At 71.2% G+C, this 22056-nt stretch carries 20 protein-coding genes; 7 read left to right on the forward strand and 13 right to left on the reverse strand.

Features of this window, described 5'->3' with window-relative positions:
• Positions 1-138: 138 nt before the first annotated feature.
• Positions 139-2754 (reverse strand): M14 family zinc carboxypeptidase, encoded by a 2616-nt coding sequence (locus tag OG302_RS28425; protein ID WP_371529368.1) that lies wholly within the window; start codon positions 2752-2754, stop codon positions 139-141.
• Positions 2755-2921: 167 nt separating this feature from the next.
• Here OG302_RS28425 and OG302_RS28430 point away from each other — a divergent pair, with 167 nt between their 5' ends.
• Complete coding sequence (locus OG302_RS28430) at positions 2922-3752, forward strand: EI24 domain-containing protein (protein ID WP_371529369.1); 831 nt, start codon at positions 2922-2924, stop codon at positions 3750-3752.
• Here the strand turns inward: OG302_RS28430 and OG302_RS28435 are convergent.
• Both OG302_RS28435 and OG302_RS28440 read right to left on the reverse strand, forming a co-directional pair.
• Entirely contained in the window at positions 3733-5007 is a 1275-nt protein-coding gene (locus OG302_RS28435; RefSeq protein WP_371529370.1) for a pyroglutamyl peptidase, read from the reverse strand. The two genes, OG302_RS28430 and OG302_RS28435, sit on opposite strands and share 20 nt — an antisense overlap.
• Positions 5008-5072: 65 nt before the next feature.
• Positions 5073-5975, reverse strand: a complete 903-nt coding sequence (locus OG302_RS28440) for an aminoglycoside phosphotransferase family protein (RefSeq protein WP_371529371.1) — start codon at positions 5973-5975, stop codon at positions 5073-5075.
• A 131-nt stretch (positions 5976-6106) separates the two neighbouring features.
• On the opposite strand from OG302_RS28440, the gene OG302_RS28445 reads away from it, so the two are divergent.
• Positions 6107-6916 (forward strand): NAD(P)-dependent oxidoreductase, encoded by an 810-nt coding sequence (locus OG302_RS28445; protein ID WP_371529372.1) that lies wholly within the window; start codon positions 6107-6109, stop codon positions 6914-6916.
• 34 nt (positions 6917-6950) lie between these two features.
• Here OG302_RS28445 and OG302_RS28450 read toward each other — a convergent pair whose 3' ends face one another.
• Entirely contained in the window at positions 6951-7526 is a 576-nt protein-coding gene (locus OG302_RS28450; RefSeq protein ID WP_371529373.1) for a TetR/AcrR family transcriptional regulator, read from the reverse strand.
• 175 nt (positions 7527-7701) lie between these two features.
• Here OG302_RS28450 and OG302_RS28455 point away from each other — a divergent pair, with 175 nt between their 5' ends.
• A complete protein-coding gene (locus OG302_RS28455; RefSeq protein ID WP_371529374.1) occupies positions 7702-10155 on the forward strand; it encodes a glycoside hydrolase family 3 C-terminal domain-containing protein in 2454 nt (817 codons plus the stop codon).
• Between the two features lie 44 nt (positions 10156-10199).
• On the opposite strand, the gene OG302_RS28460 is transcribed toward OG302_RS28455, so the two are convergent.
• The gene (locus OG302_RS28460; RefSeq protein ID WP_371529375.1) at positions 10200-11186 is read right to left on the reverse strand and encodes an aldose epimerase family protein; all 987 of its coding nucleotides are present in this window, start codon (positions 11184-11186) and stop codon (positions 10200-10202) included.
• A gap of 37 nt (positions 11187-11223) precedes the next feature.
• Positions 11224-12141 carry an SGNH/GDSL hydrolase family protein gene (locus OG302_RS28465; RefSeq protein ID WP_371529376.1) on the reverse strand — a complete coding sequence of 306 codons (918 nt, stop codon included), beginning with the start codon at positions 12139-12141 and terminating at the stop codon, positions 11224-11226.
• Between the two features lie 301 nt (positions 12142-12442).
• On the opposite strand from OG302_RS28465, the gene OG302_RS28470 reads away from it, so the two are divergent.
• Complete coding sequence (locus tag OG302_RS28470; protein ID WP_361827740.1) at positions 12443-12937, forward strand: DUF3145 domain-containing protein; 495 nt, start codon at positions 12443-12445, stop codon at positions 12935-12937.
• A gap of 72 nt (positions 12938-13009) precedes the next feature.
• Here the strand turns inward: OG302_RS28470 and fabF are convergent, their stop codons facing one another.
• From fabF to fasR, 5 genes are all read right to left on the reverse strand, one after another.
• Positions 13010-14272 carry a beta-ketoacyl-ACP synthase II gene (gene fabF / locus OG302_RS28475; protein ID WP_371529377.1) on the reverse strand — a complete coding sequence of 421 codons (1263 nt, stop codon included), beginning with the start codon at positions 14270-14272 and terminating at the stop codon, positions 13010-13012.
• A 70-nt stretch (positions 14273-14342) separates the two neighbouring features.
• On the reverse strand, positions 14343-14594 hold the full coding sequence (locus OG302_RS28480; RefSeq protein ID WP_249590117.1) for an acyl carrier protein: 252 nt from the start codon (positions 14592-14594) through the stop codon (positions 14343-14345).
• Positions 14595-14691: 97 nt separating this feature from the next.
• A complete protein-coding gene (locus OG302_RS28485; protein ID WP_371529378.1) occupies positions 14692-15723 on the reverse strand; it encodes a ketoacyl-ACP synthase III in 1032 nt (343 codons plus the stop codon).
• A 17-nt stretch (positions 15724-15740) separates the two neighbouring features.
• On the reverse strand, positions 15741-16688 hold the full coding sequence (locus tag OG302_RS28490; protein ID WP_371529379.1) for an ACP S-malonyltransferase: 948 nt from the start codon (positions 16686-16688) through the stop codon (positions 15741-15743).
• A 95-nt stretch (positions 16689-16783) separates the two neighbouring features.
• Complete coding sequence (fasR, locus tag OG302_RS28495; protein WP_361828527.1) at positions 16784-17917, reverse strand: fatty acid biosynthesis transcriptional regulator FasR; 1134 nt, start codon at positions 17915-17917, stop codon at positions 16784-16786.
• Positions 17918-18093: 176 nt separating this feature from the next.
• On the opposite strand from fasR, the gene OG302_RS28500 reads away from it, so the two are divergent.
• Positions 18094-18765: a pirin family protein gene (locus tag OG302_RS28500; RefSeq protein WP_371529380.1), complete on the forward strand. Its 672-nt coding sequence runs from the start codon at positions 18094-18096 to the stop codon at positions 18763-18765.
• Positions 18766-18817: 52 nt separating this feature from the next.
• On the opposite strand, the gene OG302_RS28505 is transcribed toward OG302_RS28500, so the two are convergent.
• Positions 18818-19639 carry a serine hydrolase domain-containing protein gene (locus OG302_RS28505; protein WP_371529381.1) on the reverse strand — a complete coding sequence of 274 codons (822 nt, stop codon included), beginning with the start codon at positions 19637-19639 and terminating at the stop codon, positions 18818-18820.
• 13 nt (positions 19640-19652) lie between these two features.
• Positions 19653-20168, reverse strand: a complete 516-nt coding sequence (locus OG302_RS28510) for a GNAT family N-acetyltransferase (protein ID WP_371529382.1) — start codon at positions 20166-20168, stop codon at positions 19653-19655.
• A 123-nt stretch (positions 20169-20291) separates the two neighbouring features.
• Here OG302_RS28510 and OG302_RS28515 point away from each other — a divergent pair, with 123 nt between their 5' ends.
• Together OG302_RS28515 and OG302_RS28520 are read left to right on the forward strand one after the other, a co-directional pair.
• Positions 20292-20849 carry a MerR family transcriptional regulator gene (locus OG302_RS28515; protein ID WP_371529383.1) on the forward strand — a complete coding sequence of 186 codons (558 nt, stop codon included), beginning with the start codon at positions 20292-20294 and terminating at the stop codon, positions 20847-20849.
• A 5-nt stretch (positions 20850-20854) separates the two neighbouring features.
• Positions 20855-21907 carry an aldo/keto reductase gene (locus tag OG302_RS28520; RefSeq protein WP_371529384.1) on the forward strand — a complete coding sequence of 351 codons (1053 nt, stop codon included), beginning with the start codon at positions 20855-20857 and terminating at the stop codon, positions 21905-21907.
• Positions 21908-22056 lie beyond the last annotated feature (149 nt).

The following is a 22056-nucleotide window of genomic DNA, read 5'->3' on the forward strand; positions in this document are numbered from 1 at the left end:
GGTTCGGTGCCTCCTGGGTCTTGATTGCCGCCGGAGGAGCTGAGCTTTCAGCCCCTCCGGCGTTTGAGGAGCGGGGTCTGGGGCGGAGCCCCAGGATCGGGAAGGGGCGGGATCGGGGAAAGCCTCGCAGGGGCCGCTCTAGCCTCGGTCCACGCTCAGCAAAGCCCGCCCCACCTGCGGGAACACCCCCTTGGGGTGATCGCGGAACAGCGGCTCGGTGCCGAAGAGCACCACGTGGGACCCCGCAGCGGCCCCACTCACCACAGACGCCTTGCCCGCAGCATCGGAGGGCCCACCGCCCCCGCCTTCCACGGCTCGCCAGTGCCCGGACAGCAGCGGGTTCCCGGCCCCGTAGGACTGATCCACCCGCACCCCGCTCCCAAGCCCCGTGAACCACATGGGCGCGTACACGAAGGAGTGCTCGATCGCGCCGCCGGTGACGGGCCCGCCCGCATTGACGACCCGCACCACACCATTGGCATCCCCGTTCCCGGAGACCGCCTTCACGGACAGCAGCTTCGCGGCGGAGTTCAACGCGGCCCCCTCCGCACCACGCCCGACGAGCCCGCCCCCACCGGCGAGGAACGCGTCGAGCCCGGCCTTGGCCCCGGCGTTCAGCTCGCCGTAGGCGAGCCCGGCCGACACGAACAGCGCGTCCGCACCCGACTTCTTCCAGTCGAACCCGGCGTTGAGGACCTCCGTCGAGACCGGCACCACGTCGAAGTTCATCTCCCGTAGCGCGAACAGCTCGCCGGGAGTGACGGCCGCGGCCACCCGCGTGCGGTGGACGACGGCTCCGCCCTTCACCCTGGTCGCGTCGAAGGCGACGTCGTACTTCTTCGCCGCGGCGGCAGCCGCACCCCGCGACGCCGACGGCACGATCACGCTGCCGTCATCGGCCCGGCGCACGGAAACACCCTTGTCCGTGAGCCAGTTGAGGGCAGCCACCTCACGCGCGTCGTCCAGCCGCAGACGGAGATTCCCGCGCGGCGCGACATACCCGACCCGGGAGGCCTCGTCCACGACCCGTGTCCGCACACCGGTCAGCGAGCCGCCCTTCACCGAGTCCACCGTCGCGCCCCACAACCGCCCGAGGCTCCACCCCGAGATGTCGTACATCGTCGACACCTTGTCGCTGATGTCGCGCCCATCGGCGAGCATCACATTGGCGATCCCGCGCTTGGGCTGACGCATGTCGATGACATACGAACCCGCGCCGTACGACGTCCCGCCGAGCCTGAAGTCCCTTGTAGCCCTGCGGACGTGGACGTCATTGGCGAGCAGATGCTCCACGAGCCGCGAGGCGGCAGCGGCCGAGCGCTGCCCGCGCTCACCCTTCCCCTTGCCTCGCGGAATCACGTACGCACGCGGGAAGTCGGTCGTGTAGACGTCCTCCGGACCGATGCCGGGCACCCCGGGCACGGTCTCCGGCGACACCGGCACCTGCTTCGCGCCCGTCGCGCCCCGCCGGAACGTCTCGATCTGATCCGCGATGACCGAAGTCCGGTTTTCCTGGGTGTACTTGAGCGTCGCCGACATCGCGGCGCCCGCGATGTCCACGTTGATCGCGGACCGCCGCCGCAGCTCCGGCACCGGCAGCTCGTCGTACTCCTCGTTGTTGACGGTCATGGGGAACTCGATGGTGTGCGCGGCGACCGCGCCGTGGAACGGCATGTACTGCGGGGTGAAGATCGGCGGCCAGTCGTCCCAGCCCTCCTCCTGGTCGCGGAAGGGGATGATCGCCGGTTCGACGCCGTCCTTCTCGGGCGTGTAGCCGAGGCCGTTGACCGCGGCCTCCATGCCCAGCGCGTTGGCGTAGGAGTTCTTGAGGAAGAGGTCGTACTCGTAGTTCTCGCCGTGCGGGGGAGTCGTCGGCTCGATCAGCGTGCCGTTGACGTACCCGTGCAGGTCGATCATGACCGCGGGCTGCTTGTCGATCGCGATCTGCCGCATCGCGCGGACCTCGGGCTGCGAGGCGGTGATGAAGTCGCGGTTGAGGTCGAAGCCGTTGGCGTTCTCGCGGGTGCCCGCGATGCGGCCGTCGGGGTTGGCCGTGACGTTGAAGTACAGCCGGTTGTGCGCGAGCAGGTCCTTGGTCTTGTCGTCCTTGGCCTTCGCGAGCTTCTCGATGAGCCTGAGGGCGGCGTCCGTGCCCTCCCACTCGTTGCCGTGGATGTTGTTGTTGATGAAGACCGGCGTCTTGTACGAGGACTTGACCGCCGGATCCTTCGCTGCGGCGCCCGGCGCGTTCTCGATGAGCTCGCGCATCCGCTCTTGGCGGGCGGTCTCCTTCGCGGACTCGGGGGCGGTGACCGTCACCATGTACAGCTGGTGACCGCCCGCCGAACGGCCCGCGATCTCCACGCTGACGCGGTCGCCGATGCCCTGGATGTCATTCAGCTTCGGGGCCAGGGAGTGATACGGCGCCAGACCCAGCTTTATCGACTTGTCGTCCGGATTGGCGGGAGGCGCGGTGAGCTTCTGCTCGCGCGGATAGCCGCGGTTCTTGCCGGCGCCGGGGCCGGTATCGAGCCCGGGGGAGGCCGCGGGCCCCAAGGCTCGGTCGGCGGCGCTCTCCGGGCTCCTCGCGGCCCGCTCGGTGGAGCTGAGGGGCGCGCCCTCGCGGTGGATGTCGCGGCCGTGCGGGCCGGGATCCGCGGTCGCGCTGCCCGGGGCGAGCGTGGTGAGAACAAGGGCGCCCGCCGAGGCGAGGGTGGTGAGCAGAACGGGTCTCGATGGCCGGGATATCGCCATACGTACCTCCTGGAAGAAGCCTGTGGCTGCCTGTAGCCGCCTGTAGAAGCCTGGAGAGAAAGTCAGTACGCGTGGTCTACCGTGCCAACCCCCGCGCAACAAGAGGGCCTTCGGCCCCACGCGTCCCGTGGGCCGCAGCGCCCCCACCGGCGGATAGGGTGTTCCGCATGCGTGATCTGGGACGGGGCTTCGGCTACTTGATGAAGGGCCAGCGCTGGGTCGCCCAGCACGGCAAGCAGTACGGAGTCGGCCTGCTGCCCGGCCTGATCACCCTGCTTCTCTACGCGGCGGCGCTCGTCGCGCTCGCCCTCTGGGGCGCGGACTTCGTCGGCTGGGCGACGCCGTTCGCGGACAACTGGTCCGCGCCGTGGCTCGGCCTGTTCCGCGGCTTCCTCACGGCCCTGCTCTTCGCCCTCGCGCTCCTCCTCTCCGTGATCACCTTCACGGCGGTGACGCTCCTGGTGGGCCAGCCCTTCTACGAGTCGCTGTCGGAGAAGGTCGACATCTCCGTCTCCGGGTACGCCCCCGAGTCGGGCCTGCCGCTCTGGCGTGAACTGTGGATCTCCGCACGCGACAGCCTCCGTATCGTCGTACGGGCCGTGATCTGGGGCATCCTGCTCTTCGCCCTCGGCTTCATCCCGGTCGTCGGCCAGACCGTCGTCCCGGTGGTCGGCTTCTGCGTGACGGGCTTCTTCCTGGTCGAGGAGCTGACGGCGGTGGCGCTTCAGCGCCGGGGCGTCGAACTCCGCGACCGGCTGGCGCTCCTGCGCGGCCGCAAGCAGCTGGCCTGGGGCTTCGGCACTCCGCTCGCCGTGGCCTTCCTGGTCCCGTTCGTCGCGGTGTTCCTGATGCCGGGGGCGGTCGCGGGCGCGACGCTCATGGCGCGGGAGCTGGTCGGCGAGGACAGCGGGCGGGCCGCGGACGACGACGATCCGCGGGGCGCGGCCGGTCCGGCCGGCCCCGGCGGACAGCCGTCCGCTACCGGCGGGCGTTCATAGCCGTCGTCAGGATCTGCCGTACCTGCGCGATGATGTCGAGGCGGTTGCGCACGAACTCGGCATCGGTGATCTTCCCCGTGGCCGGGTCCGTGTTGCCCGTACCGAACTGCAGGATCGGCGTGTGCACATGGCCCCCGGGCAGGCGGTCGTGCAGCCCGAGGCGGTCGCGCAGCAGCGTCGCCCGGTAGGCGATCTCGTTCGACAGGTAGTTGCCGCCGCCGCCCTCACGGGCCGTCGATCCGTCGGTGGGCCCGTCGGGACGGACCACGGGATCGGTCCGGCCCGCCGGGATCTCGGTCACCGAGGTGTTGTCGTACACCGGGAAGCGGCCCGTCCCCGCGCTCACGATCTCCTTGTACGGGAGGGTCGTGGACGTCCACTGCGGCTGCGTGGCCGGATCGGTGACCGGGACGGTCTCCGTGCGCGAGAGGTTCTCGTTGTCGGGGAAGCCGCCCCGCCAGGCCCCGTTGGTCCGCTCGATGTCGAAGCGTCCCGCGCGGCCCTGGCTGATGGTGGTGAAGAGGTCCACGCGGGGGAGATGGGCGCGCAGGGTGCGCTCGACCGTTCCCTCGGCGAAGTCGTCCCAGCGGACGGGGAAGACGACGGTCTCCACGCGGGCCGGTCCGTCGGCGGTCTCGATGACGGCGCCGTCGAGCGCCAGGGCGGTGGCGCCGGACGGGTTGCTGATGCGGACGTCCCGGTCGAGCGTGAACGGGTCGAAGCCGGTGACGAGGATGCGCTTGAGACGGTGGCCCGCGCGGTCCTTCTTCGGGTAACCGACGGAGTCGTGCCCGCGCGAGGCATCCTCAAGGGCCCGCATCAGCCGTCCCTGCCGGGCCTCGCCCAGTCCGAATCCGGCCGGTTTCCACTGCCGGAGCTCCCGCGTCATGCCGAGCCTGGCCCAGTACAACGGCCGGTCGTCGTCCCGGCTCAGCGCCTCGGCCCCGCCCCCCGCGGGTCCCCGCCCCTGTGCCCGGTCGACGGCACGCCGCCACAGCGCCTCGCCCTGCCGTTCGACTATGCGCCTGGCCTCGCCGTACGAATGGGCGCGGTCCAGGGCGCGCGCGAACTCCGGTGCCACGGCGTCGAATCCGCTGCGGCGCAGGATCTCCTGCGGGGCCGCCCGGTCCAGGCGCTGCTCCTCGGTGGTGGCGGCCGGTGCGGGGGCCGCCGACGCGGGCGTCGCGGCGAGGGAGAGCAGGAGGGCGGCACCGAGCGCGGCGAGCCGCGGGGAGACGGGGGGCGTGAGTGACACGGGAGTCCTTCCGTGGCCGGTGGGGTGGTCGCAGTATCCCGGCAGGAAGGCGGCGCGGAAAGGGTCTAGTGATCCACGGTGGCGTGATCCGCGAGCACTTCACCGATCACATGGCTCGCGGTCCTGGTGATGGTGGCGTTCCTGGTCCGGTAGTACGGCAGCTCGATGAGAGCGATCGACAGGGCCCAGCCACGCCCTCGCGCCCACGTCGCGTCGTCGACGCCCAGGGCGGCGCGGAACTCCTGCCGCGCCTCCGCGGTCAGCAGGCTCCACGCGGTGATCAGGTCGACGGCGGGTTCGCCGTGCCCCATGCACCCGAAGTCGATGACGGCGCTGAGCCGTCCGCCTGAGGTGAGCAGATTCCCTGGTTGCAGGTCGGCGTGGACCCAGACCGGCGGCCCGCCCCACCGGGGGGCGCTCAGGGCGGTGTCCCAGGCGGCGGTGGCGGCATCGGTGTCGATGACGCCCCGCAGCTGCGAGATGGCCTCGCGGGTGTCGGCGTCACGGGAGGCGAGAGGCCCGCTGCGGTACGCGGGAGGCGCGTCGGCGGGATCGACGCGCTGCAGGGCGAGGACGAACTCCGCCAGGTCGGCGGCGAAGAGCCCCGGTTCGGCCAGAGCGCCGATCACCGGATTCTCGCCCTCGACCCAGCGGTACACGTACCAGGGCCAGGGGAAGCCCTCCCCGGGCTCGCCCTCGCCCAGCGGCGCGGGAATCGCGAGGGGCAGTGAGGAGGCCAGTCCAGGCAGGTACCGCATCTCGCGCCGTACGTCCTCGACGCCGCCCTCGATGCGCGGAAGCCGGACGGCCATGTCGTCGCCGAGGCGGTAGATGGCGTTGACGGTGCCGTTGGACTCGACCGGCTCGACACTCAGGTCCGCCCAGCCGGGAAACTGCGCGGCGAGCAGCCGCCGTACGAGATGCGTGTCGATGTCGGCTTCGTGGGCGTGCATCTTGGCGGGGGACATGCGGGCCTTCCGGGGCGGCGGGCGAGCGAGAACCGACGGCGATCGAAGCTGGCCGGGGCGTGCCGGGTCAACTGAATTGGCGCCCGGTCAGCCGCTTGTCGCGGCACGCGCCCGGCTCTAGCGTCGAGGCCATGGAGAAGATCGCGTTTCTTGGACTGGGGCACATGGGCGAGCCGATGGAACGTCAACTCCTCGCGGCCGGTCATCCGTTGACGGTGTGGAACCGGACCGCCGAGAAGGCGGAGCCGCTCGTGAAGGAGGGGGCCCGGCTCGCCGCCGACCCGGCGGAAGCCGTGCGGGACGCCGATGTCGTCATCACCATGCTGGCGGGCCCCGACGCGGTGCGTGCCGTCGCCGACGCCATCGTGCCGGAGCTGAGGGCGGGGACCCACTGGGCGGAGATGTCCACCGTCGGGCCCGATGTCGTACGGGAGTTGGGGGCGAGGGTGCCGGACGGCGTGACTCTCGTCGACGCGCCCGTCATGGGGAGCACGGACAAGGCGGCGTCGGGACAGCTCGGCATTCTCGCGGGGGGCGACGCGGACGGGATCGAGCGGATCCTGGCCCGCTTCGGCCCGGTGACCCGTACGGGCCCGCTCGGTTCGGGGGCCGCGCTGAAGATCGTCGTCAACACCGCCGTCATCGGGGGCGTGGTCCTCGTGGCCGAGGCGATGAAACTGGCGGACGCGCTGGGCCTCGACGAGGAGACGGCCAAGGGAGCGCTCGCCGGGGGCCCGCTCGGGGGCGCGGTGGGCCGGGCCTTCGCCACCGATGTGCACTTCGGCAGCGACCTCGCCGTGAAGGACGTCGCGCTCGCGACAGAGGTCACCCGGCTCCCGGCGATGGAAGCGGTCCTCGACCACTACAAGGCCGCCGCCGCCGACCCGGACGTCGTCCACGAGGACATCGCGCGGGCGGTCGGCCACATCCGGTCGGCCTGATCACCCACCGCAGCCGTTCACCCACCGCGGCCGTTCACTCGCCGCCGCCGTCAAGCAGGGCCAGGAAATCCCTGAACGCCCCCGCCATGTCCACCGATTCGGGGTCCAGGAGCCACTGGTACTGGAGACCGTCCATCACGGCGACGAGGAGCGGGGCCGCCGCCTCCGGGGTGAGACCTCCGGGGAGCCGCTCCCCGTACTCCACGCGCAGGACCGCCGCGAACTTCTCCCGCACCGACCCGTACCGCTCGGTGAAGTACTCCCGTGCCGGATGCCCGTCCGTGACGCTCTCGCCGAGCAGTGCGGAGAAGGTCTGGATGATGCCGGGGCGCATCGCGTTGTACTCGACGAGCGAGCCGAGCAGGTCGAGGCGGATCTCGTTCCCCGGCACCGCGTCCCACTGGTCGCGGGCCTCCAGGACGGCGACCAGCAGGGCGTCCTTCGTGGGGAAGTAGTGCAGCAGGCCCTGCTGGGTGAGCCCGACGCGCTCGGCCACCGCGGCCAGGCTCGCGCCGCGGTAGCCGCGCTCGGCGATCACCTCCAGGGCGGCCCGGAGGATCTCGGCCCGCCGCTCCTCGCTCCTGGCCCTGGTCGTGGCCTTGGGTGCCATCGTGTCCGCCCCTCGCGTTCTCGGCCGTGCTCCGGCTCACGGAACGACCGTACGTCATGGTCGCCTCTAATGTAACTTCCGCATAACGAAACCTACTGGTCTACAGGTAGCCGAGGCAGGATGGAGGGGACGTACGAAACGGACTTCACCCGGACTTCAACGAGGAGGTACCGCCATGGCGGGAACCCAGGGCACGGGAGCCACGCAGGCCGACCGGGCGCGCGAGGCGGTCGTGGAGGCCGCGCTCGCCGCGCTGGACCTGGACGCGAAGGCCCGGCTGCTCGGCGGGCGTGACATGTGGTCGCTGCACCCGCTGCCCGAGATCGGCCTGACGTCCCTCGTGATGTCGGACGGCCCGATCGGCGTGCGCGGCACCCGCTGGACCGCCGACGACCCGTCCATCGCCCTGCCGTCCCCGACCGCGCTCGCCGCCACCTGGGACCAGGACCTCGCCCGCCGGGCGGGCACCCTCCTCGCCCAGGAGGCCCGCCGCAAGGGCGTGCACGTCCTCCTCGCGCCCACCGTCAACCTGCACCGCTCACCGCTGGGCGGCCGGCACTTCGAGGCGTACAGCGAGGACCCGTATCTGACCGGCGTCATCGGCACCGGCTACGTCCAGGGCGTGCAGTCCGGCGGCGTCGGCACGACCGTCAAGCACTTCGTCGCGAACGACGCCGAGACCGACCGCTTCACCGTCGACAACCTGGTCGGCGCCCGCGCCCTGCGCGAGCTGTACCTCGCGCCCTTCGAGGCGATCGTCACCAACGCCCACCCCTGGGGCATCATGACGGCGTACAACCAGGTCAACGGTACGACGATGACCGAGCACCGCTACCTGGTCAACGAGGTCCTGCGCGGCGAATGGGGCTTCGACGGCTACAACGTCTCCGACTGGATGGCCGCCCGCTCGACCACCGGCGCCATCGAGGGCGGCCTCGACGCCGCCATGCCAGGACCGCGGACCGTCTACGGCGATGCGCTCGCCGAGGCCGTGCGCGGCGGCCGGGTCAAGGAGTCGGCGGTCGACGACGCCGTGCGCAACGTCCTGCGGCTCGCCGCCCGCGTCGGCATCCTCGAAGGTGCCGAACCCGTGGTCACCGGCCTGCCCGCCGAGATCGACGGCGAGGCGCTCGCCCGCGAGATCGCCCGCCGCGCCTTCGTCCTCGTGCGCAACGAGAACGAAGCGCTGCCGCTGCGGCCCGCCGCGTCGGTCGCCCTCATCGGCGCCGCCGCACGCGACGCCCGTGTCCTGGGCGGCGGCTCCGCCACCGTCTTCCCGGCGCACGTGGTCTCCCCGCTCGACGGTCTGACGGCGGCGCTCGGCGAGGACGCCCTGACGTACGCCGTCGGTGCCGACCCGAGCGACGAACTCGCCCCCGCCGGCAAGGGGTTCGAGCTGCGGGCCGTCTGCCGCGACGCGGACGGCGCCGTCATCGGAGAGGGCAGCCTCCCCTCCGGCCAGGTCCAGTGGATCGGCGACGACCTGCCCGACGGCGTCACCCATGAGGCGCTGGCCTCCGTCGAGGTCGTCGGATCGTTCACCCCGCGCGAGAGTGGCGAGCACTCCTTCGGCACGCGCGGCGTGGGCGCCTTCACGCTCTCCGTCGACGGTGAGATCGTCTTCGACGGGTCCGAGGTGATGGCCGCCGGGTCCGACCCCTTCGAGGCGCTCTTCGGCTCACCGGTCGAGCGGGCCAGGGTGAGCCTGACGGCGGGCGCGGCGGTCGAGGTCTCCCTGTTCCACCCGCTCGACAAGGAGCTGAAGGCTCCGCTCCCCGGCGTGGTGTTCTCCTTCGTGCACCTGGGACCGCGGCGCGACCCCGACGCGCTGATCGCCGAGGCTGTCGAGGCGGCGCGCGCGGCGGACACCGCGGTCGTGGTCGTCGCCACCACCGAGCGCGTCGAGTCCGAGGGCTTCGACCGGCGGGACCTGCGGCTCCCGGGCCGCCAGGACGATCTGGTGCGTGCGGTGGCCGCGGCCAACCCCCGCACGGTCGTCGTCGTCAACTCCGGCTCCCCGGTGGAGCTTCCGTGGCGCGAGGACGTCGCGGCGGTGCTGCTCGGCTGGTTCCCGGGCCAGGAGGGCGGCGCCGCGCTCGCCGACGTACTGCTCGGCGCGCAGGAGCCGGGAGGGCGGCTGCCCACGACATGGGGCGGCCTCACGGACGCGCCGGTCACTCAGGTCACCCCGGCCGACGGTGAACTCGCCTACAGCGAGGGGGTGTTCATCGGCTACCGCGCCTGGGAGAAGGCGGGCGCCACCCCCGCGTACGCCTTCGGTCACGGCCTCGGCTACACCGACTGGACGTACGAGTCCCTGGCCGTGGAGGGCACGACGGCCACGGTCCGCGTCCGCAACTCCGGCCCGCGCACCGGCCGCGAGGTCGTCCAGGTCTATCTCGCCCCGGCCGCCGACGACGGCACCCGCCCGGCCCGCTGGCTCGCCGGCTTCGCGGGCGCCGAGGCCGCGCCCGGCGAGAGCGTGGAGGTGCGGATCGAACTCCCGCGCCGCGCCTTCGAGATCTGGGACGAGTCCGCCAACGCCTGGGCACACCAAGGTGGTTCGTACGAGATCGAGGTGGGCCGCTCCATCGCCGACCGGCGGCTGAGCGAGACGATCGTCGTCTGACGGTTCGGTGCGCGGCGGGACGGCACGGCCTCCGTCCCGCCGCGCTAACGCACCGAGAAGCCGTACACGGTCTCCGACGCGTACACCTCACCCGGCCGCAGCACCGTGCCCGGGAACTCCGGCCTGTTGGGGGAGTCGGGGAAGTGCTGTGTCTCCAGGGCGACCCCGTCCCCGGGGCCGAACGGCAGCGTCTCCTCGAAGTGGTCCCCGGTGTACAGCTGGAGGCCCGGCTCCGTCGTCGCCACGGTCAGCACCCTCCCCGACGCCGGATCGCTCAGCTCCGCCACCTCGACGGGCCGCGTGGTGACCCCCTTGTCGAGCACGTAGTTGTGGTCGATCCCGGCCCCGACCTTCCGCGCCTCCCGGAAGTCGAAGCGCGTCCCGTCGACGTCCTCGTACGCCCCCGTCGGAATCTGCACGCCGTCCGTCGGGGTGAGCCGCGCCGCCGCGATCCGCAGCTCGTGCCCGCCCGCGCTGCCGCTCCCGGCCCCCGCGAGATTCCAGTACGTGTGGTTGGTGAGGTTCACGACCGTCGGGGCGTCCGTCGTCGCCTCGTACGCGATCCGCAGCGCGCCCGTCTCGTCCAGCGAGTACGTCACCGCCACCGCGAGCCGCCCGGGATAACCCTCCTCGCCGTCCGGGCTCACCCGGGTCAGGCGCACCCCGTGCCCGGCCTCCGCCGCCTCCCACACCCGCTTGTCGAAGCCCGCCGTGCCGCCGTGCAGCGCATTGGGATCGTTGTTCCGCGCCAGGCGGTACGTCCGGCCGTCGAGCTCGAACTCGCCGCCCGCGATGCGGTTCGCGTACCGGCCCACCAGCGCCCCGAAGTACGGCCCGGGATGATCGAGGTAGCCCTGGAGGTCCTCGAAGCCGAGGGCCACCGGCTCACGCCGCCCCGACCGGTCAGGAACTTCCGCCGACTGGATGATCCCGCCGTACGTCAGGACGCGTACCCGCACCCCGCCCCTTTCCAGGGTCCAGCGATGGACGGGCGTGCCGTCGGGGAGTGCCCCGAAGAGTTCACTGCGCATGATCGCGACCCTACGCCGGGCCGCCGCACCGCCGGGCTCAGGTCCCGGGATCCCCGGGATTCTTGGCCTTCACCTGGCGGTAGGCCAGCTCGGCGAGCCGCGACTGGCCGTCCTTGCTGGGGTGGAACCAGTCCCAGTGGCTCAACTGGTCGCCGTCGAAGCGGTAGTCGAAGACCGCACCGCCGTCGTACCGGCAGCGCAGATCCTTGGCGCACACATCCTTGAGCACGTCGTTGTACGCGACCACCCGGTTCTGCACGCCGGCCCGCCGCTCCGTCGCCGCCGCGTCCCGCGCATCCGGGTCCGCCAGCATCGACGAGCAGATGCCCAGCTTCCAGATCTGCTTGCCCAGCGCGTTGGTGCGCCCCTGGGACCAGAGCCGCTTCAGGTCCGGTACGGAGGTGACGTACACCTGGGTCTTGGGGAGCTCGCGCCGCAGCGTGCGCATCGCCTTCTCGAAGTCCGCGCGGAACTCGCCGACCGGCGTCATGGAAGCGACCGAGGGACGGCACGCGTCGTTCGCCCCCGCCATCACCGTGATCAGCTCGGGCCGCTCGGCAGCGGCCTGCTCGACCTGCCCCGGGAGATCCGCCATGCGGGCGCCGGTCTTCGCGTAGTTCCAGCTGTGCTCGGCGGCCCGCTCCTTCCCCAGGAGCCGGGTGGCGAGGCTGCGCACCTCGGAGTCCGTGCCGGTCGCCCAGGACGCCTCGGGGCAGTCGGCGAGCACCGAGCAGGCGTCGAAGCCACGGGTGATGGAGTCGCCGACGGCCGCCAGGGAGTCCGGGGACGTGTCCCAGACCGGGGTGGGCTTGGGGGACGGCTTGTCCGCCGACGGCCCCTGGGGTGCGGGGGAGTCACCGCCGGAGGCGTCGCATGCCGTGAGTGCGGTGGCGCCGAGAAGAACCGCCGTCGCGGCGGCGACGGCGGCACGCGAGCGGTGCCTTCGGTTCCGCATCCCCAGTCCCCTCTGTTGCCGTGGGCCGATCCATCGCCGTCTAGGCCGACCGCGCCGTTTCGGCGCCCCTGCGGGTGAATGGTGGGCGATTCCTGGCCCTGGGACCGACGGTACGTCACACTCCTTGTTCCGCCGCACGGTAGCCTCGCCACCCAGTGGCACCCTGCTCTTCCGGTTCCGCTAAATTACATCACGTCACATCTGTCCCGTTTTTGGGAGTTTCCGAATTCGGGGCGACAACGCTCGGCACGGGCGCGAGGCCGCTGGGGAAGGCGAACCTCGACCCACACTGGAGGTCCCGGTGACGACACGTGGAGTTCTTTACGTGCACTCCGCACCGCGCGCGCTGTGTCCGCACGTCGAATGGGCAGTCGCGGGCGTACTCGGCGCGCGCGTCAACCTCGACTGGATCAGGCAGCCCGCGGCGCCCGGCAGCTGGAGATCGGAGTTCTCCTGGCGCGGGTCGGTGGGTACCGCGTCCAAACTCGCGTCCGCCCTGCGCGGCTGGCAGCTGCTGCGCTTCGAGGTCACGTCCGAGCCGTGCCCCACGGCCGAGGGCGAGCGGTACAGCGCCACACCCGAACTCGGGATCTTCCACGCCGTCACCGGCATCCACGGCGACATCCTGATCCCCGAGGACCGCCTGCGCGCCGCTCTGGCCCGCTCCCAGCGCGGCGAGAGCGACCTGGAGGCCGAGCTCGCCAAACTGCTCGGCAAGCCCTGGGACGACGAACTGGAGCCTTTCCGGTACGCGGGCGAGGGCGCACCCGTGCGGTGGCTGCACCAGGTCGTCTGACGTAGCTCCTACTCGTATGACGAAGGGCCCCCACCGAGCGGTGGGGGCCCTTCGTCACTTACGCGTGACTGCTCAGACGGTCCGGAACGCGAGCACCACGTTGTGGCCGCCGAAGCCGAACGAGTCGTTCAGCGCCGCGATCCTGCCCTCGGGCAGCGCGCGGGCCTCGTCGCGGATGACATCCGCGTCGACCTCGGGGTCGAGGTTCTCGATGTTGATGGTCGGCGGGGCGATGCGGTTCTTCAGCGCGAGGACCGTGGCCACGGTCTCCACGCCGCCCGCGCCACCGAGCAGGTGACCCGTCATCGACTTCGTGCTGGAGATCGCCATGTGGTCGACGTCGTCGCCGAACGCCTTGCGCAGCGCCTTGATCTCGGCGACGTCACCCTGCGGCGTCGAGGTCGCGTGCGCGTTCACGTACACGATCTCGGCGGGCTTCAGGTCCGTGCCGTCGATGAGGTTCTGCAGCGCCGCCGCGATGCCGTTGCCGGACGGCTCGGGCTGCGTGATGTGGTGGGCGTCGGCCGAGATGCCCTGGCCGACGGCCTCCGCGTAGACCTTCGCGCCGCGGGCCTTGGCGTGCTCCTCGGACTCGAGGACGATCACGCCGGCGCCCTCGCCGAGCACGAAGCCGTTGCGGTCGACGTCGTAGGGACGCGAGGCGCCCGCCGGGTCGTCGTTGTTCTTGGACATCGCCATCATGTTGCCGAACGCGACGATCGGCAGCGGGTGGATCGCCGCCTCCGTGCCACCCGCGACGACGACGTCGGCGCGGCCGGTGCGGATCATCTCGATCGCGTAGCCGATGGCCTCGGCGCCCGAGGCGCACGCCGAGACGGGAGTGTGCACACCCGCGTGGGCGCCCAGCTCGATGCCGACATTGGCCGACGGGGAGTTGGGCATCAGCATCGGCACGGTGTGCGGGGAGACGCGGCGTACGCCCTTCTCCTTGAGCACGTCGTACTGGTCGAGCAGGGTGGTCACGCCGCCGATGCCGGAGGCGATGACCGCGCCGAGGCGGTGCGGGTCCACGGACGTGTCCTCGCCGGCCTTCGCGGTGTACCCCGCGTCGGCCCAGGCCTCCTTGGCCGCGATCAGCGCGAACTGCGCCGAACGGTCCAGCTTGCGGGCCTGCGGACGCGGGATGACCTCGCCCGGCTCGACCGCGATCTGGCCCGCGATGCGGACCGGAAGCTCGGCCGCCCAGTCCTGCTCGAGAAGACGGACACCGGAACGGCCCGCGAGCAGACCTTCCCAGGTAGAGGCTGCGTCGCCACCCAGCGGTGTGGTTGCGCCGATACCGGTGACGACCACGGTGCGATTGGTCGAGTTCACAGGAAATTTCTCCACGGTGTTGAGGGGATCAGCGGCGCCACCGCCGGGTGGCGACAGCAGAGCAGCCTGGTCAGGCGGCCTGGTGCTTGAGGATGTAGCTGGTCGCGTCGCCGACCGTCTTGAGGTTCTTGACGTCGTCGTCCGGGATCTTGACGTCGAAGCGCTCTTCAGCGGCGACGACGACCTCGACCATGGACAGCGAGTCGACGTCCAGGTCGTCGGTGAAGGACTTGTCCAGCTGGACGTCCTCGACCGGGATGCCGGCGATCTCGTTCACGATCTCGGCGAGACCGGCGACGATCTCTTCCTGAGTGGCGGCCATGTTGGCGCTCCTTCTATGTATCCAGAGGGTGTGGCGCCCGCCGCGGCAGCGGCAGGTTGGTTGCAGACGTCCGGATCGGCTGATCCGGACTTCATGCCTAGGGGAGGGTAACGACCGTGGCGGCGTACACGAGACCCGCCCCGAAGCCGATGACGAGCGCGGTGTCGCCGCTCTTCGCCTCGCCGGTCGCCAGAAGCCGCTCCATCGCGAGCGGAATCGAGGCTGCCGACGTGTTCCCGGTGGTGCGCACATCACGGGCGACCGTGACGTGTTCCGGCAGTTTCAGAGTCTTCACCATCGAGTCGATGATCCGCTCGTTGGCCTGATGCGGGATGAAGACATCCAGGTCGTCCGCGGTGATTCCGGCCGCGTCCAGCGCCTGCTGGGCGACCTTCGCCATCTCGAACACGGCCCAGCGGAAGACCGCCTGGCCCTCCTGCGTGATCGCAGGGAACTTGATGTTGCCCTCGCTGTCGAGAGGCAGCTTCGAGACATCGCCGACGTGGAGGTCGTTCCACGCCACGGTCTGCTTGATGGTCTCGGACTTGTCGCCCTCGCTGCCCCAGATGGTGGGGCCGATCTGCGGCTCCTGGGACGGGCCGACGATCACGGCACCCGCGCCGTCACCGAACAGGAAGGCCGTCGCGCGGTCCTCCAGGTCGGTCAGGTCGCTCAGCCGCTCGACGCCGATGACCAGGACGTACTCCGCGGAACCCTCGACGATCATGCCCTTGGCGAGCGTCAGGCCGTAGCCGAAGCCGGCGCAGCCCGCGGAGATGTCGAAGGCGGCGGGCTTGCCCGCGCCGATCTTGTCCGCGATCTCGGTCGCGATGGCCGGCGTCTGCTTGAAGTGCGAGACGGTCGAGACGACGACCGCGCCGATCTGCTCCGGGGTGATGCCCGCGTCGGCGATCGCCTTGCCGGAGGCCTCGATGGACATCGCGGCCACGGTCTCCTCGTCGGAGGCCCAGTGGCGGGTCGCGATGCCGGAGCGGGAGCGGATCCACTCGTCGGACGAGTCGATCGTCTCGAGGATCACCTCGTTGGGCACGACACGGGTCGGCCGGTAGCCACCGACACCCATGATGCGCGCGTACGGGGCGCCCTTACTGGGCTTGATCTTCGACATGCTCTCCTGGCTCCTTCTCAGGCACCCGCCGCGTCGGCGGCGGATGCGGTGTCGGCGATGAGCTCACGAGCGGCGTCGAGGTCGTCGGGCGTCTTGAGGGCCACTGTCCGCACCCCGGGCAGGGCGCGCTTGGCGAGACCGGTCAGCGTGCCACCGGGGCACAGCTCGATCATCGCCGTGGCGCCCAGGTCCTTGAACGTCTCCATGCACAGGTCCCAGCGCACGGGGTTGGCCACCTGGCCGACCAGGCGGGACAGCACGTCCGAGCCGGTCGCCACGGCCTGGCCGTCACGGTTCGAGATGTACGTCAGCGTCGGGTCGGCCGGGTCGAGGACCTTGGCGGCCTCCTCGAGCGCGGCGACCGCGGGAGCCATGTGGTGCGTGTGGAACGCGCCCGCCACCTTCAACGGTACGACGCGTCGGACGCCCTCGGGCTTGTCCTCGGCGAGCGCCGCGAGCTGCTCCGCGGTGCCCGCGGCGACGACCTGGCCCGCGCCGTTCACGTTCGCCGGCGTCAGGCCGAGCTTCTCCAGGTGCGGGACGGTGACCTCGGGGTCGCCGCCGAGCAGCGCCGCCATGCCGGTCTCCGTGACGGCCGCGGCCTCGGCCATGGCCAGACCCCGCTTGCGGACGAGACCGAGCGCGGCGTCGTCCCCGAGCACACCCGCGAGGGCGGCCGCGGTGATCTCGCCGACGCTGTGTCCCGCGACCGCGCCGGGCTTGTTCACGGCGAGGACGTCACTGAGTGCCTCGGCGGACAGCAGACCGGCGGCCACAAGCAGCGGCTGGGCCACCGCGGTGTCACGGATCGCGTCGGCGTCGGCCTGGGTGCCGTAGTGGGCAAGGTCCAGCCCGATGGCGTCCGACCACGCGCCGATGCGGTCGGCCGCACCGAGGAGATCGAGCCAGGGAGTCAGGAAGCCGGGCGTCTGAGCGCCTTGGCCGGGAGCGACGAGTACGAGCACTCTCACACTCTCTCTTGTGGACGGTGGTAGCCGCCCGTGGGGACAGGGACGAAGAACCGCTGGGGGAATTGTAGGGGCCCGACAAAACCCTGGGGTCAGAGATCTCCGTCGGCCAGTCGTCCCAGGATCAGCGCGATCCGCAGCGTGAATGCCGAGCGTACGTCCGATGGCGACCAGCCGGTGACGTCTGTCACACGTCGCAGCCGGTAGCGCACGGTGTTGGGGTGCACGAAGAGCATCCGGGCGGCCCCTTCGAGACTGCTGGCCTGTTCCAGATAGACGCTGAGCGTCTCCAGGAGCGCGGAGCCGGCTTCCTCCAGCGGTCTGTAGATCTCCTCCACCAACTGGTCGCGCGCGGCGGGATCGCTCGCGATCGCGCGCTCCGGCAGGAGATCGTCCGCCAGGACCGGGCGCGGGGCGTCCTGCCAGGCGGCGCAGGCCTTGAGCCCGGCGGCCGCGGCCTGCGCGGACCGGGTGGCGGCGAGCAGGTCGGGGACGATGGGTCCGGCGACGACGGGCCCGGCCGCGTACGGGCCGATCAGACCCTTGGCGACCTGCAGCGGATTGTCGTTGCCGCCCGCGATGACGACGAGACGGTCGCCGAGCACCCCGGTGAGGACCTGCAGCTTGGCGTGGCGCGCGGCGCGGCGGATGGCTTCGACGGTGAGCTCGCTGTCGCCGTCGGGCGCGGTGCCGAGGACGACACAGACGTGGTCGGGGGAGTTCCAGCCGAGCGCGGCGGCGCGGGAGACGGCCCCCTCGTCGGCTTCTCCGGAGAGCACGGCGTTCACGACGAGGGATTCGAGCCGGGCGTCCCAGGCACCGCGTGCCTCGGCGGCCTGCGCGTAGACCTGCGCGGTGGCGAAGGCGATCTCGCGGGCGTACACGAGGAGCGCCTCGCGGAGGATGGATTCATCCCCCGGGGCCGCGATCTCGTCGACCGCGGACTCCATCACCTCGATCGTCGTACGCACCATCTCCACGGTCTGGCGCAGGGTGATCGCCCTGGTCAGCTCGCGCGGGGCGGTGCCGAAGACGTCGGTGGAGATGGCCTGGGGCGCGTCGGGGTGGCGGAACCACTCGGTGAAGGCGGCGATGCCGGCCTGTGCCACCAGGCCGATCCAGGAGCGGTTCTCCGGCGGCATCGCCCGGTACCAGGACAGCGTCTCGTCCATGCGCGCGATGGCCTGCGCCGCGAGGCTGCCGGATGACTGTTCCAGGCGCTTCAGCGTGGCTGAGTGGGCGTGGGCCTTCCGGTGCGCGTCCTGCCGGGCGGCTTCCTCGTGGCGCGCGGCTTCCTCGTGGGCTGCCTGATGGGCGTCCTGGCGGGCTTCGTTCGCAGAGGGTTCGGGCACGGGGACAAGACTGCCTTATCGGGGCGGGGGCGTGCGGTGCCGGGTCTAACGTGGGGTGTGTGATTGATGTACGGCGCTCCATCGATCGGTACCGCGGCGGGGAGCCCGGCACCGGTGTCGAAACCTTCCACGCCTTCTCCTTCGGGCCGCACTACGACCCGGACAACCTCCGCTTCGGCGCGGTCCTGGCCTGCAACGAAGAGCGTCTCGCGCCCGGCGCGGGCTTCGACGAACACCCGCACAGCCACACCGAGATCGTGACCTGGGTGGTGGAGGGCGAGCTGACCCACCGCGACACGGCCGGCCACGAGTCGGTCGTACGCCCCGGGGACGTCCAGCACCTGAGCGCGGCCGGGGGCGTCCGCCACGTGGAACGCAATGACGCCGGGACCCCGCTGGTCTTCATCCAGATGTGGCTGTCACCCCTGGCCCCTGGCGGCGACCCGTCCTACGAGGTCGTCCACGGCATCGCGGACTCCACTCCGTACGCCGTCCCCGCGGCGGGAGCGCTCCTCCACGTCCGCAGGCTCGCCCCAGGCGAGCGCACCGCGATCCCGGACGCCCCTTTCGCGTACCTCCACGTGGTGCGCGGCGAGGTCCACGTGGCCGGCGAAACCCTGACCCCGGGCGACGCGGCCCGCATCACGAGCGCGGAGGGCCTGGAAGCGGTGGCGGGGGGCGAGGGGGCGGCGGAGCTGCTGGTGTGGGAGATGGCGGGCTGAAACGAGGGCATCCCGCGCCTGCCGGGCTGCGGAAACGCTCGTGGAGGTGACCTCAGAGCTCGGCGAGCACCGCGTCGGTGAACGGAGGCCACGCCTCGACGGCCCACGGTCCGAACGCCCGGTCCGCCAGAGCGACACACGCCGCCCCCGCGTCGGGATCGACCCAGAGGAACGTCCCGGCCTGCCCGAAGTGCCCGAACGTCCGGGGCGAGGACGAACTCCCCGTCCAGTGCGGCGACTTGGAGTCCCGGATCTCGAACCCGAGCCCCCAGTCATTGGGACTCTGATGCCCGTACCCGGGAAGCACACCCTTCAGCCCCGGATACGTCACCGACATCGCCGCGGCCACCGTCCGCGGATCGAGCAGCCGCGGCGCCTGCACCTCGGCGGCGAACTTCACCAGGTCATCGACGGTGGACACGCCGTCCTTGGCGGGCGAGGCGTCCCCCTCCAGCGTGGTGGACCCCATCCCCAGCGGTTCGAGCACCGCCTGCCGCAGATACTCCGCGAAGGGAATGTCCGTCGCCTTGGCGATGTGATCCCCGAGCACCTCGAACCCGGCGTTCGAGTACAGCCGCCGCGTCCCGGCAGGCGCCGTCACCCGGTGCTCGTCGAACGCAAGGCCGCTGGTGTGCGCCAGCAGATGCCGCACGGTCGATCCCTCGGGCCCGGCGGGCTCATCGAGCTCGACGGCCCCCTCTTCGTACGCCACCAGCGCCGCGTACGCCGCCAGCGGCTTGGTGACCGAAGCGAGCGCGAAACGGTGCCCGGTGGGTCCGTGCGCCCCGACGACCGTGCCGTCCGCACGAACGACGGCGGCGGCAGCGGTGGGGACCGGCCAGTTCTCGATCAACGCCAGGCTCTGCATGGACACGAGCCTAAGCGCCCTACAGGCTCAGCCGCATCGAGGGGTCGGGCTTGCGCACGAAGCCGAGCGAGGCGTACAACGGCTCCGCCTCCGCCGACGCATTGAGATCGACGCTCCCCGCACCACGCTCCCGGAACCAGTCGAGCAGTACCTCCATGCAGGCCCGCGCATACCCACGCCGCCGCTGATCCGGATCAGTGGCCACGCTGAACACCTGACCCACGACGCCCCGCGGATTCCCCGCCCGCCCGATGCGGTAGTCCAGCGTCCCCACCACCAGCGCCGCAAGCTTCCGGGGCTGGTTCGGCTGCTCCTGCCGCTCCGGCTGGCCTGGTCGGTCGATGACGAAGGCGGCGAAGTTGCCGTCCGGTTCGGCGAGTTTGGTCCGGACGACAGCAAGCGACTCGGCATGCCAGCTGGTGTCCGACTCGACGGTGGCAGCCGAACCGTTCGCGAACATCGAGTCGATCATCACCTGCCGCAGCCTGAGCAGTTCCTCGGCATCCTCTGGCGTGGCGCGACGTACAACACTCATGATCGGCACCGTAGTCACCGCACGAAGCGACGTCCCCCGCTTTTCCGAGGGTTTGTTTCCGTCACATATTTCCTCCCGGTTCTGCTTGCTTGGAGCGCACTCCAAGGTTCTAGCGTGGAGGTCATGACGGTGATGGAGACCGAGACGACCCGCACGAAGGGCCCCGCGCAGGGCGCGACCGCCCCGACACCCGGCAGCGCCGACGCCACCCTGAGCGCCGGCAGCACCGACAGCTCCGCCGGTGCCGGAACCGGGGCCGACGCCTGCGCCTCGGCACCCACCGCGCATCCCCGCCCGAACGGGCAGGACCACTACACGATCAGCGAGGTCGTCGCCTTCATCGGCCTGACCGCGCACACCCTGCGCTGGTACGAGCGAATCGGCCTGATGCCCCACATCGACCGCTCCCACACGGGCCAGCGCCGCTACCGCAACCGCGACCTGGACTGGCTCACCTTCGTCGGCAAGCTCCGCCTGACAGGCATGCCGGTGGCGGACATGGTCCGCTACGCCGAGCTGGTGCGCGAGGGCGAGCACACCTTCACCGAGCGCCAGGAGCTCCTAGAACGGACCCGCCGCGACGTCCGCACCCGCATAGCGGAGCTCCAGGACACGCTCGCCGTACTCGACTACAAGATCAACTTCTACGCTGACGCCCGCCCGGCGCCAGAGAGGCTCTGACACTGATGACCGCAGAAACCCCCAACACTCCCGCGACTCCCCAGTCCCCCGACCGGATCGCGAAGGTGCGGCTCGGGACGGACGGCCCCGAAGTCGGGGTCCAGGGACTCGGCTGCATGGGCATGAGCTTCGCCTACGGCCCCACCGACGCCGACGAGGCCCGGGCGACCCTGGAGCGCGCCCTCGAACTGGGCGTCACCCTCTACGACACCGCCGACGCCTACGCCGCCGGTGAGAACGAGAAGTTCCTTTCCCCCTTCCTCAAGGCACACCGCGACGAGGTCGTCCTCGCCACCAAGTTCGCCCTGGCCGTAGACCCGGACGACTCGACCAAGCGGATCATCAACAATGACCCCGCCTACATCCGCGCCTGCGTCGACGCCAGCCTCCAGCGCCTCGGCGTGGACGTCATCGACCTCTACTACATGCACCGCCGCAACCCCCAGGTGCCGATCGAGGAGACCGTCGGCGTGATGGCCGAACTGGTCGCCGCGGGCAAGGTCAAGCACCTCGGCCTCAGTGAGGTCACCGGCACGGAACTCCGCGCCGCCCACGCCGTCCATCCCATCGCCGCCCTCCAGTCGGAGTGGTCGCTCTTCAGCCGTGACATCGAGCAGGGCGTGGTCCCCGCCGCCGCCGAACTCGGCGTCGCCCTCGTCCCCTACTCCCCGCTCGGCCGCGGCTTCCTCACCGGCTCGTTCGTCAGCGCCGACAAGGAACTCGGCGAGGACGACTTCCGCCGCCAGCAGCCCCGCTTCACGGGCGACAACGCCGCTGCCAACGCGGCCCTCCTGGAACCCATCCGCACCGTCGCCGAAGCCCACGGCGCGAGCCTCGGCCAGGTCGCCCTCGCCTGGGTCCAACAGCAGGCCCAGGCCCACGGACTGGCCGTCGTCCCCATCCCCGGCACCCGCAAGCGCTCTCGCGTCGAGGAGAACACCGCGGCCACCCGCCTCGATCTCACCCCCTCCGAACTCGCCCGGCTCAACCCCATCGCCACCCAGGTCGCAGGCGACCGCTACGCCGACATGACCTTCACCTCGGCAGGCCGCGAGTAACAACGAACCGACCACTCCCCACGGCGATGTCACCGCGGCAACATCCCATTCGGCAGGGCTTCTTGCTGCGCAGCAAGAGCCCGGCGGGAGGGGTCCTTGGGCTGCAACGGCCCACCGGGGAGGGTTTCGTGCGCCGAAGCGGCCTACCG

Source organism: Streptomyces sp. NBC_01283, from assembly GCF_041435335.1.
Classification (GTDB): Bacteria; Actinomycetota; Actinomycetes; order Streptomycetales; family Streptomycetaceae; genus Streptomyces.